This window comes from Clostridium formicaceticum (genome assembly GCF_001854185.1).
Classification (GTDB): Bacteria; Bacillota; Clostridia; order Peptostreptococcales; family Natronincolaceae; genus Andreesenella; species Andreesenella formicacetica.
Window position 1 is genome coordinate 1223012 of the sequence record NZ_CP017603.1, and the last position, 15408, is coordinate 1238419.

Annotated in this window: 15 protein-coding genes, 2 tRNA genes, 2 rRNA genes, 1 other RNA gene and 1 other annotated feature (1 of these 21 running past the window's edge); all 20 genes read left to right on the forward strand. The window is 37.8% G+C overall.

Features of this window, described 5'->3' with window-relative positions; all coding sequences use genetic code 11:
* Window positions 1-42 (forward strand) — a binding site (T-box leader) (it extends 173 nt beyond the left edge of the window).
* Between the two features lie 40 nt (window positions 43-82).
* The 20 genes from serS (at window position 83) to BJL90_RS05775 (ending at window position 15374) form a co-directional block, all read left to right on the forward strand.
* Window positions 83-1360, forward strand: coding sequence for a serine--tRNA ligase (gene serS / locus BJL90_RS05680; RefSeq protein WP_070965177.1), 1278 nt, complete (start codon window positions 83-85; stop codon window positions 1358-1360).
* 185 nt (window positions 1361-1545) lie between these two features.
* Window positions 1546-1622, forward strand: a tRNA-Arg gene (locus BJL90_RS05685).
* A gap of 286 nt (window positions 1623-1908) precedes the next feature.
* The gene (gene tadA, locus BJL90_RS05690) at window positions 1909-2358 is read left to right on the forward strand and encodes a tRNA adenosine(34) deaminase TadA (protein ID WP_156778715.1); all 450 of its coding nucleotides are present in this window, start codon (window positions 1909-1911) and stop codon (window positions 2356-2358) included.
* Window positions 2359-2362: 4 nt separating this feature from the next.
* A tRNA-Ser gene (locus tag BJL90_RS05695) sits at window positions 2363-2451 on the forward strand.
* 20 nt (window positions 2452-2471) lie between these two features.
* Window positions 2472-2736, forward strand: an RNA gene (gene ffs, locus BJL90_RS05700) — signal recognition particle sRNA large type.
* Between the two features lie 244 nt (window positions 2737-2980).
* Window positions 2981-3583 (forward strand): sulfurtransferase-like selenium metabolism protein YedF, encoded by a 603-nt coding sequence (gene yedF, locus BJL90_RS05705; RefSeq protein ID WP_070965178.1) that lies wholly within the window; start codon window positions 2981-2983, stop codon window positions 3581-3583.
* Window positions 3584-3596: 13 nt separating this feature from the next.
* Complete coding sequence (locus tag BJL90_RS05710; protein WP_081561858.1) at window positions 3597-3863, forward strand: putative Se/S carrier protein; 267 nt, start codon at window positions 3597-3599, stop codon at window positions 3861-3863.
* 12 nt (window positions 3864-3875) lie between these two features.
* Window positions 3876-4748 carry a mechanosensitive ion channel family protein gene (locus tag BJL90_RS05715; RefSeq protein WP_081561859.1) on the forward strand — a complete coding sequence of 291 codons (873 nt, stop codon included), beginning with the start codon at window positions 3876-3878 and terminating at the stop codon, window positions 4746-4748.
* 29 nt (window positions 4749-4777) lie between these two features.
* A complete protein-coding gene (locus BJL90_RS05720) occupies window positions 4778-4969 on the forward strand; it encodes a DUF951 domain-containing protein (protein ID WP_070965181.1) in 192 nt (63 codons plus the stop codon).
* A 315-nt stretch (window positions 4970-5284) separates the two neighbouring features.
* Entirely contained in the window at window positions 5285-5569 is a 285-nt protein-coding gene (gene rpsF / locus BJL90_RS05725; protein ID WP_070965184.1) for a 30S ribosomal protein S6, read from the forward strand.
* A gap of 22 nt (window positions 5570-5591) precedes the next feature.
* Complete coding sequence (locus tag BJL90_RS05730; protein WP_070965187.1) at window positions 5592-6017, forward strand: single-stranded DNA-binding protein; 426 nt, start codon at window positions 5592-5594, stop codon at window positions 6015-6017.
* A gap of 18 nt (window positions 6018-6035) precedes the next feature.
* Window positions 6036-6269, forward strand: a complete 234-nt coding sequence (gene rpsR, locus BJL90_RS05735; protein WP_044826336.1) for a 30S ribosomal protein S18 — start codon at window positions 6036-6038, stop codon at window positions 6267-6269.
* Window positions 6270-6519: 250 nt separating this feature from the next.
* Window positions 6520-7602, forward strand: a complete 1083-nt coding sequence (locus tag BJL90_RS05740; protein WP_070965189.1) for a YibE/F family protein — start codon at window positions 6520-6522, stop codon at window positions 7600-7602.
* 104 nt (window positions 7603-7706) lie between these two features.
* A complete protein-coding gene (locus BJL90_RS05745; RefSeq protein ID WP_070965192.1) occupies window positions 7707-8123 on the forward strand; it encodes a hypothetical protein in 417 nt (138 codons plus the stop codon).
* Between the two features lie 159 nt (window positions 8124-8282).
* A complete protein-coding gene (locus tag BJL90_RS05750) occupies window positions 8283-8882 on the forward strand; it encodes a 50S ribosomal protein L25 (protein ID WP_070965195.1) in 600 nt (199 codons plus the stop codon).
* Between the two features lie 110 nt (window positions 8883-8992).
* The gene (locus BJL90_RS05755) at window positions 8993-9571 is read left to right on the forward strand and encodes a 50S ribosomal protein L25 (protein ID WP_070965198.1); all 579 of its coding nucleotides are present in this window, start codon (window positions 8993-8995) and stop codon (window positions 9569-9571) included.
* A gap of 158 nt (window positions 9572-9729) precedes the next feature.
* Window positions 9730-9912: a hypothetical protein gene (locus BJL90_RS05760; protein WP_070965202.1), complete on the forward strand. Its 183-nt coding sequence runs from the start codon at window positions 9730-9732 to the stop codon at window positions 9910-9912.
* A 177-nt stretch (window positions 9913-10089) separates the two neighbouring features.
* Window positions 10090-10296 carry a hypothetical protein gene (locus BJL90_RS05765; RefSeq protein ID WP_070965205.1) on the forward strand — a complete coding sequence of 69 codons (207 nt, stop codon included), beginning with the start codon at window positions 10090-10092 and terminating at the stop codon, window positions 10294-10296.
* A gap of 357 nt (window positions 10297-10653) precedes the next feature.
* Window positions 10654-12183 (forward strand): 16S ribosomal RNA (locus BJL90_RS05770).
* A gap of 128 nt (window positions 12184-12311) precedes the next feature.
* Window positions 12312-15374 (forward strand): 23S ribosomal RNA (locus BJL90_RS05775).
* The 16S and 23S rRNA genes sit together here, the layout of an rRNA operon.
* Window positions 15375-15408: the final 34 nt, after the last annotated feature.

Here is a 15408-nt window from a genome sequence, read left to right on the forward strand (position 1 = left end):
TAACTAGGGTGGCAACACGGAAATAGAGCTTCCGTCCCTTTATGGGGATGGGGCTTTTTTAATTATATAGAGGAGGAAATTTATGTTAGATATTAAAAGAATAAGAACGGATTTAGATGATATAAAGGAAGCCATGGGTCGAAGAGGAGAAAAGGATTTCGATCTGGATCAGGTAGTGAAATTAGACGAAAAGAGAAGAGAAATTTTACAACAAGTGGAGCAAATGAAGAATCGTCAAAAAACAGTTTCTAAGGAAGTACCAAAGCTTAAAAAAGAAGGTAAAGATGCTACAGAGATTATGAATGAGATGAAGGAACTATCTAGTACGATTAAAGAATTAGATAATGAAGTAAAGGAAGTAGAGGATAAAATTAATTATTTGCTTTTAAGAATCCCTAATGTACCTCATCCTGATGTGCCTCAGGGGGATACAGATAATGATAATGTAGAGGTAAGGCAATGGGGAGAAATAAAAAACTTTGATTTTGAAATCAAGGCTCATTGGGATATAGGAGGAGACTTAGGCATACTAGATTTCGAAACTGCTTCTAAAATTACTGGTTCTAGATTTACCCTATACAAGGGTTTGGGAGCAAGATTAGAAAGAGCTCTGATTAACTTTATGTTAGATTTACATACGGCGGAACATGGCTATACAGAAGTCATGCCTCCTTTTATGGTAAACAGAGACAGTATGACAGGAACTGGGCAATTGCCAAAGTTTGAAGAAGATGTCTTTAAAGTACCACAAAAAGACTTCTTTTTAATCCCTACTGCTGAAGTCCCTGTTACTAATATTCATAGAGATGAAATTTTAAATGAGGAAGAGTTACCAGTATACTATGTAGCCTATACACCTTGTTTTCGTTCTGAGGCGGGGGCTGCTGGCAGAGATACAAGAGGTCTTATTAGACAGCATCAATTTAATAAAGTAGAGCTAGTAAAGTTCACAAAACCAGAAGAATCCTATGAAGAATTAGAAAAATTAACAAATAATGCAGAAAAGGTATTACAATTATTAGGAATCCCCTATAGGGTAGTAAAGATTTGCACGGGAGATTTAGGTTTCACAGCTGCATTTAAATACGATATTGAAGTTTGGATGCCTAGCTATGGTCGTTATGTAGAGATTTCTTCTTGTAGCAATTTCGAAGATTTTCAAGCAAGAAGAGCAAATATTCGTTACAGAACAAAGGGGAATAAAAAAGTAGAATTTGTCCATACTTTAAATGGTTCTGGTTTAGCAGTAGGAAGAACCTTGGCAGCAATTTTAGAGAATTTTCAACAACAGGATGGAACAGTGGTTATACCAGAGGTATTGAGAGGATACATGGGAAATATCAATAGGATATCAAAATAATGGAGAGGAAGTTTTTCCTCTGTCTCCATTGATTTTTTAAAAGTTATATGCTAAACTATGTTTTGTAGAAAAATTATATTTTTATAGCGTAATGATTTCAAACAAATAACTTTAATGATACATGTTGACCAAATGTTGACCGAATTGGGCAACATCTGGTCAACATGATATATTAAATAATATAGGTTTCCGTAGCTCAGTAGGATAGAGCAACTGCCTCCTAAGCAGTAGGCCGCTGGTTCGATTCCAGTCGGGAACACCATTTAAATAAAAAGAAAGTCTTGCAGAGATCATTTGCAGGGCTTTGTTTTTAGCAATAGGAATAATTCCTTTTATAAGATAGACTTATCCTGCAAATGCAAATTGCTTGTATTTTAGTAAGATTTGTAGTTGACCATCTATGTAATAATATTAAGGCAAAAATGGAATACTTTATATAGTAGAGAAAATGCAGTGAACTATAGACAAATTTCATAGAATAGGCTATAATAGTACAGTAAGTTTACAGGATTTATTTGTTTACAGTTCATAAGGTGGAGGCAAAGCGAGTGGATCAGTATTATATGAGGCTGGCTCTTGAAGAAGCTAAAAAAGCTTATGACAAAGGGGAAGTACCTATTGGTGCCGTTGTTGTAAGAAAAGGTGAAGTAATAGCCACAGGTTATAATTTGAGGGAAGCATTAAAGGAAGCCACCGCCCATGCAGAAATTATTGCCATTCGTAAAGCTTGTGAAAAAGCTGGGGGATGGAGATTGACAGAGAGTGCAATTTATGTTACAATAGAACCCTGTCCTATGTGTGCAGGTGCTATATTGCAAAGCAGGATTGATAGGGTTGTTATTGGAGCAATGGATTCTAAAGCAGGGGCTTGTGGATCTATAGTAAATCTTTTAGACAATAAAGCTTTTAATCATCAAGTAGAAATAGTAACAGGTGTATTAAAGGAAGAATGTTCTGATATCATGAAAAAGTTTTTTAGACAGTTAAGAAAAAAATAAAAATGGAGAGGTGTCCGAGTTGGCTAAGGGGCACGCCTGGAAAGCGTGTAAGGCCGAAAGGCCCCGCGGGTTCGAGTCCCGCTCTCTCCGCCATTAAAAAGTTTATAAGTTTGCTGTGCTAGACGGGGAGGTAGCGGTGTCCTGTAACCTGCAATCCGCTATAGCAGGGTTGAAGTCCTCTTAGAGGCACATTGGTTGTAGGGCTGGCTTAAGTAAGTGATGATGATAGTTGGGTCCTACGCAACGGAAAGTCATGAACCCCGCCAGGTCCGGAAGGAAGCAACGGTAAGTGATCCCTTTCGTGTGCCGTAGGGCAGCCTAATTTGAGTTAACTGCTTGGGTAACGCCTATGACGGTATGTCGAAGAGAGGTGCACAGCTTAAATTTTAAATATAAAACATGAGATAAAATCTCATGTTTTTTTAATAATATTTTTTAATAGTTTATTCTAGATCAATAGAAAAATTCAATAGCAGGTTGGGCACAATAGATTGAAGATAGGCATTTCAATTGATATACTTAAGTAGACACTAAAAAATCTAACAAAGATCAAGAGAATAGGATATCTTTTAAGTATTAATGTTAACATCTGTTTATATAAAAAATATTTGGAGGAATGAAAATGTTTAAAGAAGTCGATGCAAGAGGCATGAACTGTCCTCTACCAGTGATTAATACAAAAAAGGCACTAGAATCTATTAACACCGGTAAAATTACTACAATTGTTGACAATGAGGTAGCAAAGGAAAATGTATCAAAGCTAGCAAAAAGTTTAGATTTTAGGGTGAATATTCAAGAAAATCAAGGCACTTACTATATAGATATTTTTAAAGATCATGCTATTCAAGAAACCCCATCGCTGGACATGCAGTGCGATATAAATCCTAAAAAGGATCTGGTAATATTAATTTCTAAAGATCGATTAGGAGAAGGTTGCGAGGAATTAGGAAAAGTTTTGATGAAGGGTTATATCTATACACTAACAGAGGTAAATCCATTACCTAAGGCTATTTTATTCCTAAATAGTGGCGTTAATCTGGTGGTAGAAGGCTCAGAAGTTATACAACACTTAAGAAAACTAGAAGCTAACGGGGTAGAAATACTATCCTGTGGCACTTGTTTAGATTACTTTAAGGTAAAAAACAAATTAGTCGTTGGTGGCATTGGAAATATGTATACAATTGTTGAAAAACTTAACAACGCTAAAAACACATTGAAATTATAGCAGGGAGGACAACATGAAGATTCAAGAAATGTATGTGATTGTATTTGAATCAACACACTATGCAATAGCAGCAGAAAAACTACTAAAACAAAAAAAATATGAATTTGATACGATACCGACCCCAAGAGAAATTACTGCTAGCTGTGGGTTATCCATTATGTTTGATGAAACTTTACTAGGGTATATAAAAAAAGATATAATGGAAAGTAATATCAAAATAAAGGGCATTTATGAGATAAAAAAGACAGCTAATGAGAAAACGGTAAAACAAATTAATTAAGGAGAATTAAAAATGTTTTTATTTATTCATCGTGTTGAAACGTCTTTAAGAGAAACCTTTGAATTTTTGAGGAATCCAGAACAGCTTACAAAATTTTTGGGACTCTTTCTTAATATTATATTTATTTTAGTAATTGCTAAAATAAGTATAAGAATAATACACTCCATTGTAAATAAGTTCTTCCAATCCCAGAAAAATTTGAAATTTAAAGTGGATGCTGCTCGCATGGAGACACTGAAGGGTCTAATAAAAAGCATGGTGAAGTATGTTATCTATTTTATAGCCTTTACTTCTATTATAAAATCTTTTGGTGTAGAGGTTGGAGCACTAATTGCTACTGCTGGTATAGGAGGTTTGGCCTTTGGATTTGGAGCTCAAAATTTAGTTCGTGATGTCATTACAGGATTTTTTATTTTATTTGAAGATCAATTTTCTGTAGGGGATTATGTAGATATAGACGGTATTGGAGGTATTATTGAGGAAATGGCTCTAAGGGTTACAAAAATAAGGGACTTTAATGGAGACTTACACACCATCCCCAATGGAGAAATTAAAAAAGTAACAAATAAAAGCACAGGAAAGATGAGAGCATGGGTGAATATGTCTATTGCCTATGAAGAAGATATAGATTATGCTATAAAGGTATTGAATGAAGTTAGTGAAACATTGAAAAATGAAAACCCCAATATTGTAGAAGGACCTACTGTTTTGGGTGTAACAGATTTAGGTGATTCAGAAGTAGTTATATCAGTAATTGCTAAGACCGTGCCTATGGAGCAGTGGGCAGTGGAAAGATTAATGAGGAAAAACTTTAAGCAAGCCTTTGATAAACACGGTATAGAGATTCCCTATCCTAGGAGAGTTGTTATAAATAAGACGCCATAAAGATCAAAAGAAAGGTAGGTGTTGATAATATGCCTATGGACTTAAAGGTAGGAGATATAGTAGAGTTAAAAAAGCAGCATCCCTGCGGGAGTAACCATTTTGAAATTATACGGACAGGAGCGGATTTTAGAATTAAGTGTACAGGTTGCGAAAGGCAACTTTGGATAGCTAGGCCTAATTTAGAGAGAAGAATTAAAAAAGTTACAAGTAAATCTGAATAAAAAGACATAAAAAGTTGCGAGTGGTTTTATAAACCACTCGCTTCTATTGTAAGGGGGAGATTGGGATGAATAAAATGTTGTATTGTGGGGGCTATCTACTAATAGGATAGCCAGGAAAGTAAGAATATATACAACAAATTCAAAAAAAATATAAAAAAATTTTTATAGGATGAATATGTGCATAGAATTTCTTCTAATATAAAAAAATATTTGCAAAAAATATAGTAAAATGATATAATAGCATAATGTGATGAGAAAAGTCATTTCTCTGCCCTGTAAAAACAGGGCCGCTAAAGTCCAGAGGGAGGTGAAATAATGAATAAATATGAATTGCTTTGTATTTTTGAACCAAATACAGATGAAGAAAAAAGAAATCAGCTTTTAGATAAGTTCAAAGGAATTGTTGAAACTGATGGTGAAATTGAAAATGTTGATGAATGGGGATTAAGAAAATTAGCCTATGAAATCAATAAAGTAAAGGAAGGGTACTATGTACTGATAAACTTTACGACAAACCCTGATGTTCCAAAAGAACTTGATAGAAACTTAAAAATTGCTGATGAAGTAATTCGTCATATGATTATTAGAATAGAAGAATAATAATAAAACAGGTGGTGTAAATATGAATAGTGTTGTTTTAATTGGACGCCTTGCAAGAGACCCAGAATTACGTTTTACTGCAAGCGGAAAAGCTGTAGCCACCTTTAGTATTGCAGTTAATAGACCCTTTTCAAAAACAAATGAAGCAGATTTTTTTAACATAGTAGTATGGGGAAAGCCTGCTGAAAACTGTGCAAATTACTTAGCTAAAGGAAGATTAGTAGGGATTGAAGGTAGACTTCAGTCTAGATCTTATGAAAGCCAAGCTGGTGAAAAAAAGTACGTTACAGAAATTGTAGCAAACCAAGTAGAGTTTTTGGAATGGGGTAATAAGGAAAACAAGACGAATAATAACAACTCATCTGATAGGGTAGATGAGTTTGGAAGTGTAGATATAGACTTAGATGATTTTCAAGCTATTGATGAAGAAGATGGCGTTCCATTCTAAAAAGAAGGAGGGAGTAGAATGGTTAATAACAGAAGAAAGCGTAAAAGCAAGAAAAAGATTTGTGCTTTTTGTGCAGATAAAAATAATCGTATAGAGTACAAAGAGATACAAAAACTTAAAAAATACATTACTGAAAGAGGCAAAATATTGCCTAGAAGAATCTCTGGAAACTGTGCAATCCATCAAAGAGATTTAACGATAGCTATTAAAAGAGCTAGACATATGGCGTTACTACCATATACAGTAGAGTAAAAAAAGAAGTAGCAAAAGCTACTTCTTTTTTTTATGGTGAAAACTTTGTCTTTTTGTACATAAATCATTTATTTTATACTTCGGTGTATTGCTAAGACTCCCCCCTGAATTAAGTCTCATTTTATCTTAAGTTAGCTTAAGAACTTTTTAAAGAAAGACTTTTTTTATAATATATTTTTAGACTGATTAATATATATAACCTATAAATATTTGTTGATAAAACATAGAATCTACATTAGGAGGACAAGGAATGATAGTTAAAAAGAATAGGTTCATTATATTAACAGTTTTAATATGTATAAGTTTTTCCTTTGCTTCTTTTGCTGCTGCAAAACCTCACACGGACACCTACGAAAAAGTAAGAGGGCTTGTTTTAAGAGAAGATATCCTACAAGATAAGGCACTTCAAGTACAAATTGTTGAAGCTAAACTGTTGGAAGGACCTTTTAAAGATCATATAGTACAGTTTAAACATCCATTGGTAGAAGGATCTAAATATAATATCTCTCTACATAAAGATATGAAGGTTTTTTTAACAATACATATTAGAAATAATGAGTTGATAGCTGTAGGCTTTATTGATATTGTAAGAGATTTTTACCTAAAAATAGTGTTTTTTTTATTTGTTGCATTATTAATTTTATTTGGGGGATTCCAAGGCGTTAGGTCCTTCTTTGCACTATTGATAACAGCATTTTGCATTATTTATGTTTTTATTCCTTTAATATTGAAAGGACATAATTTTATTCTATCCAGTATTTTTGTAAGCTTCATTATTGTTATTACTAGTTTTATTCTCATTAGTGGATTTACTCGAAAAAGTCTAAGTGCAATCATGGGAACAATAGGGGGAACCATTACATCAGCTATTTTAGCAATATACTTTGGAAACAAGATATATCTCACAGGAATATCAGATGAAATGTTAGAGATGCTAGTTGCTTACTCGTCTTATGCAATTGATTATAGGGGACTTTTATACAGTGGGATAATTATAGGTGCTTTAGGGGCAGTTATGGATGTGAGTATGACAATTACTTCTATTATTTATGAAATAAAAAGTAAGACGCCTAATATAAGGATGAGAACCTTATTTTTTTCAGGATTATCAGTAGGTAGAGATATTATGGCTACAATGACAAATACATTAATTCTTGCCTATGTAGGAACGTCGCTACCTCTTTTATTAATTTTTATTTTTAGCGACATGAGTTTTTCTGATATTATCAATTCTCAGTATATAGCTTCAGAAATTATAAGGTCTTTATGTGGAAGTATTGGTTTAATTATGACCATCCCTATCACTTCTGTTGTAGCGGCAATTAATAGTTAGTTAAGTGTTCAATATAAGCAGGAAGCAGGAAATACAAAGTAGAATATTGAAAAATAGGTTAAAATAATAGAATAAATATTTTAATTAATAAAGGAGAGGAATATATGAGTTATGTAGTTGTTGGAGATAAAATTATAGATAGTGAAGAAATTTTAAAAGATATTGTTCGTGAATTTGAGTTTAAAGAAGTAAAGGATTTAAGTAAAGGTTCTAAAAGAGAAGATACATTAATATATAAAATTGTACAGGAAGAGGATGATTTAAAAGAACAACTCGTGTTGCAGGAAATGGAAGAAAATTTAACGACAGAGGAATTCATAGAAGAACTAATGGCGCTAGCTGATGAAAATATAGTTTTTATTGAAGACGTTATTCCAGAAGGCTTTATTTGCTATGGATATTCCTATCATTACGATGAAGGATTAAAAGAGGTAAAGTCCATTTTTGTTGCAATAGATGAAAATGTTGGTGAAAAGAAATTGAAAGAAGTAGTAAATAGAGTACTAACTTCTGTAGATTAAAAAGTAAAATTTCTTAAAGACTTCCTATGGAGAAATTTATTTCATAGTAGAAAAAAGAATAATCAAAAACTAACTAAAGGTTTGAAATATTCTAAAAAATCTGGTTTAATGGTAGTAAGATTAGTTTTTAATTATTATTTTGAAAGGGGAGAGTAGAAGATGAGTACACCAATGTTAAAGGTAAACCTAAGGGAGGCTACAGGAAAAAATAAAATGTCTAAGGACAGAAAGCAAGGCAGTATTCCAGGAGTAGTATATTGTAAAGGCCAAGGAACAAAGTTAATTTATCTTAATGCAAAGGAAATGGAAAAGCTCCTATCTCATTATGGCATAGGCACAAAAATATCATTAGATTTTGAAGGAGAGAAAACCTATGCTATTATAAAAGAAATTCAAAAAAATACATTAAAAAACAACTTACTTCATGTAGATTTACAAACGTTAGATGATAACGAAAAAATTAAATTGACAATGCCTATCTATATTTTAAATAAAGAAAAGGTAGAGTCTTCGTCAGAAATTCTGCAAACGCAATTAAGTGAAGTAGAAATTCAAACCTATCCCAAATATATTCCAGAAAAGATAGAGATAGATGCATTAAAAATAAAAGAAAAAGACCATCTAACAATAGCTGATTTAAATATAGCAACAAATGAAAATATTGAAATATTAAATGATAGGAATAGTATAATAGCTGCAATGGTTTACGCTTCTAAGATGCAAGAAGCAGATGAGACAGTAGAAGAAAATTCTCTTTAATACATAGTTGTACAAAAAAGTGATTCAATATCTAATGAATCACTTTTTTGCATAATTATAGATATGGTTGGAGATAATGGAAATAACAGATTAAAGAGGAGGGTTTAACTTTGATAAGTTCTATTAGCAGTAGCATTAGAGATAATCTAGGTACCAATTCCAACCATCGTTTAAGAAAATCAGGCTATGTACCAGCAGTGATTTATGGTAAACATATGAATACACTGCCTATAGAGGTAAATCAAAAAGAATTGGATGCTTTTATAAGACAAGGGGGAGAAAACTCTCTTATAGAAATAAATATAGGTGGCCAATCCTATACAGGATATATTAAAGAAATTCAAAGAGATCCTTTAACGAAGAAAGCTATACATTTAGACTTTCAGCAGGTGAACCCAGATGAAAAAATACATATTTCTGTACCAGTAATTTTAAAAGGAAGAAACCTTGTGGAGAAAAGTGGTGTTGTAGTGCAACAACAGTTGAAAGAAATAGAAATTGAATGTTCTGCGGGGAATATTCCTAAAAAAGTTGAATTCGATATTTCTTTCTTTAAGCCGGGAGATGTGGTAAAAGTAGCTGATGTGGAGTTTGGAGAAGAAATTAGCATCGTAGATGGGGTAGAGTCAATAGTGGCATCAATAGCAACCGTTGAACGAGTGATAGATGATGAGGGTGAAGCCCTTTAAAGCAAAAAATTCTTAAAAAATAGCTATAGAAAAGAAGGAGTTTTGAAAATTAAATAGAAAATAATATTAGGTATGTTAAGAAAATATTAATAAGAAAAACACTGCTCAAAATAATATAGAAGAATAGCATTAAATTATCATTGGGAGAAGTGGTTATTTTGAATAAAAATATGATCATTGATATAAATGAATATATAAAAAGAAAAAAGCTAGACAAAATAAAAAATAAAAACTCCTATGCAAAAAGAGATAGATATATCTTAGAAGAGGAAGAGCGAAGAAAGACATTTAATTTATTTATGAAGGTTCTAGCAAGCATGGAAAAAGAGTCTTATAAATAAAACCAAAATTCTTCTTAAATTTAAGTATTTAGGAAGAATTTTGGTTTTTGAAGAATTATAAATCTTTATAGTAGACGTATTTATTTCGTTTAAAGTTTATTGAGCTTATGAATAAAGTTAAAAAATTTGGTGATTCTATTTATATATTTATTATAAAAAGAGAAGGGACTTGATTTTATGTATGGAGATTTTGATTCTCCTGTTATCAAAAACTTTAAAGATTTATATGATGAAGGTTATAGATGTATACTATATGAAGTAGATAAGAAAGACAACCTCTTCACAGTTCACTTAAAAAATTTTCAAAATGAAGACGCTAAAGTATTTAAATGCAACCCTGACGAAGGAGCAGTGTTACAAAACTATATAGATAGACTTTCTTAAGAAAAAAACTTCAAAAAAAATTGACAGCAGTGCATTAGTTTGATAATATAATACAAGTCATCGCCAAATATTAAAAAACACTTCTTTTGAAAAAACTTTAGAAAAAGTATTGACAAGAGCAAGGAAGTTTGGTATAGTAGTAAAAGTCGCCGCCAGCAAGGGGTGACAGGAAAGAAGAAAGTTCGACACAGATGAAAAAGAAATTTTTAAAAAAAGTGTTGACATAAGATAGTGGAGTATGATATAGTAGTTAAGTCGCCAAATGAGGGCGGCGAAAAAAAGGTCTTTGAAAATTAAACAGTATAGATATTAAGCCAGCAAAATACATCTATCAATATTGATAGAACCCAGAAATTTTTTATTAAGAGTTTGATCCTGGCTCAGGATGAACGCTGGCGGCGTGCCTAACACATGCAAGTCGAGCGAACCGATTTATCGGAAGCCTTCGGGTGGAAGATGATGAGGTTAGCGGCGGACGGGTGAGTAACGCGTGGGTAACCTACCTTGTACAGGGGGATAACAGTCGGAAACGATTGCTAATACCGCATAAAGCTATTTTAAGGCATCTTAGAATAGCCAAAGATTTATTGGTACAAGATGGGCCCGCGTCTGATTAGCTAGTTGGTGGGGTAAAGGCCTACCAAGGCGACGATCAGTAGCCGACCTGAGAGGGTGACCGGCCACACTGGAACTGAGACACGGTCCAGACTCCTACGGGAGGCAGCAGTGGGGGATATTGCACAATGGGGGAAACCCTGATGCAGCGACGCCGCGTGAGCGAAGAAGGCCTTCGGGTCGTAAAGCTCTGTTTCGAGGGAAGAAAAATGACGGTACCTCGGGAGGAAGCCCCGGCTAACTACGTGCCAGCAGCCGCGGTAATACGTAGGGGGCAAGCGTTATCCGGAATCACTGGGCGTAAAGGGTGCGTAGGCGGCCAATAAAGTCTAGGGTGAAAGGCTACGGCTCAACCGTAGTAAGCCTTGGAAACTTATTGGCTTGAGTGCAGGAGAGGAGAGTGGAATTCCTAGTGTAGCGGTGAAATGCGTAGATATTAGGAGGAACACCAGTGGCGAAGGCGACTCTCTGGACTGTAACTGACGCTGAGGCACGAAAGCGTGGGGAGCGAACAGGATTAGATACCCTGGTAGTCCACGCCGTAAACGATGAGTGCTAGGTGTTGGGGGTCAAACCTCAGTGCCGCAGCTAACGCATTAAGCACTCCGCCTGGGGAGTACGCACGCAAGTGTGAAACTCAAAGGAATTGACGGGGACCCGCACAAGCAGCGGAGCATGTGGTTTAATTCGAAGCAACGCGAAGAACCTTACCTGGACTTGACATCCTTATGACCGCTTTTTAACAGAAGCTTTCCCTTCGGGGACAGAAGTGACAGGTGGTGCATGGTTGTCGTCAGCTCGTGTCGTGAGATGTTGGGTTAAGTCCCGCAACGAGCGCAACCCTTGTCTTTAGTTGCCAGCATTTCGGATGGGCACTCTAGAGAGACTGCCGGGGACAACTCGGAGGAAGGTGGGGATGACGTCAAATCATCATGCCCCTTATGTTCAGGGCTACACACGTGCTACAATGGCCGATACAAAGGGCAGCGAAGGAGTAATCTGGAGCGAATCTCATAAAGTCGGTCTCAGTTCGGATTGTGGGCTGAAACTCGCCCACATGAAGTTGGAGTTGCTAGTAATCGCGAATCAGAATGTCGCGGTGAATGCGTTCCCGGGTCTTGTACACACCGCCCGTCACACCATGGGAGTCGGAAGCGCCCGAAGCCAGCTACTTTAACCGAAAGGAGAGAGCTGTCGAAGGTGAAGCCGATGACTGGGGTGAAGTCGTAACAAGGTAGCCGTATCGGAAGGTGCGGCTGGATCACCTCCTTTCTAAGGAGAAAGGCTTTTACTATACTGTTTAATTTTGAGGGACTTTTTTTACTGAAGTCTTTTCTAAATTGTTCTTTGAAAACTAAACAATGTTATGAGAAAGAAAAAAGCTGAAGTAATTCACTAAAGGTCAAGTTATTAAGGGCAAAGGGTGGATGCCTTGGCACTAGGAGCCGAAGAAGGACGTGGTAAGCTGCGAAAAGCCACGGGGAACCGCAAGCAGGTTTTGATCCGTGGATGTCCGAATGGGGAAACCCACTTGGGGTAATGTCCAAGTATCTGTTACTGAATCCATAGGTAACAGAAGGTAGACCGGGGGAACTGAAACATCTAAGTACCCCGAGGAAGAGAAAGAAAAATCGATTCCCTCAGTAGCGGCGAGCGAAAGGGGAAGAGCCCAAACCAAGAGCTTAAGTTTTTGGGGTTGCGGACATCTTTATAGAGGACGAATAAAAGTAGTTGAAGAGAGTTGGAAAACTCCACCATAGAGGGTAAAAGTCCCGTAAGCGAAACTTTGAAGGTCTTTGAGGATGATCCAGAGTACCACGGGACACGTGAAACCCTGTGGGAAGCAGGGGGGACCACCCCCCAAGGCTAAATACTACCTAGTGACCGATAGCGCATAGTACCGTGAGGGAAAGGTGAAAAGAACCCCGGGAGGGGAGTGAAAAAGAACCTGAAACCTTTTGCCTACAAGCTGTGGAAGCACTTTATATGTGTGACCGCGTACTTTTTGTAGAACGGGCCAACGAGTTATGGTATGTAGCAAGGTTAAGTACTGAAGGTACGGAGCCGAAGGGAAACCGAGTCTTAATAGGGCGACAAGTTACATGCTATAGACCCGAAACCGTGCGATCTACCCATGGGCAGGATGAAGCGGAAGTAAAATTTCGTGGAGGTCCGAACCAGTTGACGTTGAAAAGTCATTGGATGACCTGTGGGTAGCGGAGAAATTCCAATCGAGCTCGGAGATAGCTGGTTCTCGCCGAAATAGCTTTAGGGCTAGCCTTGAAATGAGAGTGACGGAGGTAGAGCACTGAATGGTCTAGGGGCCTTCACCGGTTACCAAAACCTATCAAACTCCGAATGCCGTTAACTTATTTTCAGGAGTCAGACTACGAGTGATAAGATCCGTGGTCAAGAGGGAAAGAGCCCAGACCATCAGCTAAGGTCCCAAAGTATACGTTAAGTGGGAAAGGATGTGGAGTTGCACAGACAACCAGGATGTTGGCTTAGAAGCAGCCACTCATTTAAAGAGTGCGTAATAGCTCACTGGTCGAGTGATTCTGCGCCGAAAATGTCCGGGGCTCAAACGTATCACCGAAGCTATGGATGCTGACGTAATCATTAGTACTTTTATAGAAGAGAAATTAAAGGACATTAAGCCAAAACTAACCGATAGGTTAGAATAAAGTTTTGGCCAAATACCTTAAGCTCAAACGTATCTATGAAGGTAGCAATGATTACGTCAGCGTGGTAGGCGAGCATTCTATGTGGGTTGAAGCTATACCGAAAGGAGTAGTGGACTGCATAGAAGAGAGAATGTTGGCATGAGTAACGAGAGGTAGGTGAGAATCCTACCCGTCGAAAACCTAAGGTTTCCTGAGGAAGGTTCGTCCGCTCAGGGTTAGTCGGGACCTAAGCCGAGGCAGAAATGCGTAGGCGATGGACAACAGGTTGAGATTCCTGTACCACCTAGAATCGTTTGAGAGATGGGGTGACACAGAAGGATAGGTTGAGCCCACCGTTGGTTGAGTGGGTCTAAGCCAGTAGGGAGCTAAGACAGGCAAATCCGTTTTAGCAACATCCTGAGAGGTGATGGGGAGCGAAAAACAAGTAGCGAAGCAACTGATTCCACACTGTCGAGAAAAGCCTCTATTGAGAAACTAGGTGCCCGTACCGCAAACCGACACAGGTAGGTGAGGAGAGAATCCTAAGACGAGCGGGAGAACCATTGTTAAGGAACTCGGCAAAATGACCCCGTAACTTCGGGAGAAGGGGTGCCGAAGGGTGTGAAGGCTTTTGCGCTGTAAGCACACTTCGGTCGCAGAGAACAGGCCCAAGCGACTGTTTAGCAAAAACATAGGTCTCTGCAAAGTCGAAAGACGACGTATAGGGGCTGACGCCTGCCCGGTGCTGGAAGGTTAAGGGGAAGTGTTAGGGCAACCGAAGCACAGAACTTAAGCCCCAGTAAACGGCGGCCGTAACTATAACGGTCCTAAGGTAGCGAAATTCCTTGTCGGGTAAGTTCCGACCCGCACGAAAGGCGTAACGATTTGGGCGCTGTCTCAACAATGGACCCGGTGAAATTGTAATACCAGTGAAGATGCTGGTTACCTGCGACAGGACGGAAAGACCCCGTGGAGCTTTACTGCAGCTTGACATTGGATTTTGGTACTAGATGTACAGGATAGGTGGGAGACTTAGAACCTAGGACGCCAGTCTTGGGGGAGTCGACGTTGGGATACCACTCTTGTAGTACTGAAGTTCTAACCATGAACCGTAAGCCGGTTTTGGGACACTGTCAGGCGGGCAGTTTGACTGGGGCGGTCGCCTCCTAAAAAGTAACGGAGGCGCTCAAAGGTTCCCTCAGCACGGTCGGAAATCGTGCAAAGAGTGCAAAGGCATAAGGGAGCTTGATTGCGAGACCAACAAGTCGAGCAAGGACGAAAGTCGGACTTAGTGATCCGGTGGTACCGAGTGGAAGGGCCATCGCTCAACGGATAAAAGCTACCCCGGGGATAACAGGCTTATCTCCCCCAAGAGTCCACATCGACGGGGAGGTTTGGCACCTCGATGTCGGCTCATCACATCCTGGGGCTGAAGTAGGTCCCAAGGGTTGGGCTGTTCGCCCATTAAAGTGGTACGCGAGCTGGGTTCAGAACGTCGTGAGACAGTTCGGTCCCTATCCGTCGCAGGCGTAGGAAATTTGAGAGGAGCTGTCCTTAGTACGAGAGGACCGGGATGGACGTACCGCTGGTGTACCAGTTGTCTTGCCAAAGGCACCGCTGGGTAGCTATGTACGGAAGGGATAAGTGCTGAAGGCATCTAAGCACGAAGCCCCCCTCAAGATAAGATTTCCCATCCGAAAGGAGTAAGACCCCAGAAAGACTATCTGGTAGATAGGTCGGAGGTGTAAGTGCAGTAATGTATTAAGCTGACCGATACTAATAGGTCGAGGACTTGACCAATACTCATACATTGTTTAGTTTTGAGGGAATAATA

Coding starts and splice junctions, on each gene's coding strand:
- serS (WP_070965177.1), top strand. CDS start 83: ATGTTAGATATTAAAAGAATAAGAACGGATTTAGATGATATAAAGGAA.
- yedF (WP_070965178.1), top strand. CDS start 2,981: ATGTTTAAAGAAGTCGATGCAAGAGGCATGAACTGTCCTCTACCAGTG.
- BJL90_RS05710 (WP_081561858.1), top strand. CDS start 3,597: ATGAAGATTCAAGAAATGTATGTGATTGTATTTGAATCAACACACTAT.
- BJL90_RS05715 (WP_081561859.1), top strand. CDS start 3,876: ATGTTTTTATTTATTCATCGTGTTGAAACGTCTTTAAGAGAAACCTTT.
- BJL90_RS05720 (WP_070965181.1), top strand. CDS start 4,778: ATGCCTATGGACTTAAAGGTAGGAGATATAGTAGAGTTAAAAAAGCAG.
- rpsF (WP_070965184.1), top strand. CDS start 5,285: ATGAATAAATATGAATTGCTTTGTATTTTTGAACCAAATACAGATGAA.
- BJL90_RS05730 (WP_070965187.1), top strand. CDS start 5,592: ATGAATAGTGTTGTTTTAATTGGACGCCTTGCAAGAGACCCAGAATTA.
- rpsR (WP_044826336.1), top strand. CDS start 6,036: ATGGTTAATAACAGAAGAAAGCGTAAAAGCAAGAAAAAGATTTGTGCT.
- BJL90_RS05740 (WP_070965189.1), top strand. CDS start 6,520: ATGATAGTTAAAAAGAATAGGTTCATTATATTAACAGTTTTAATATGT.
- BJL90_RS05745 (WP_070965192.1), top strand. CDS start 7,707: ATGAGTTATGTAGTTGTTGGAGATAAAATTATAGATAGTGAAGAAATT.
- BJL90_RS05750 (WP_070965195.1), top strand. CDS start 8,283: ATGAGTACACCAATGTTAAAGGTAAACCTAAGGGAGGCTACAGGAAAA.
- BJL90_RS05765 (WP_070965205.1), top strand. CDS start 10,090: ATGTATGGAGATTTTGATTCTCCTGTTATCAAAAACTTTAAAGATTTA.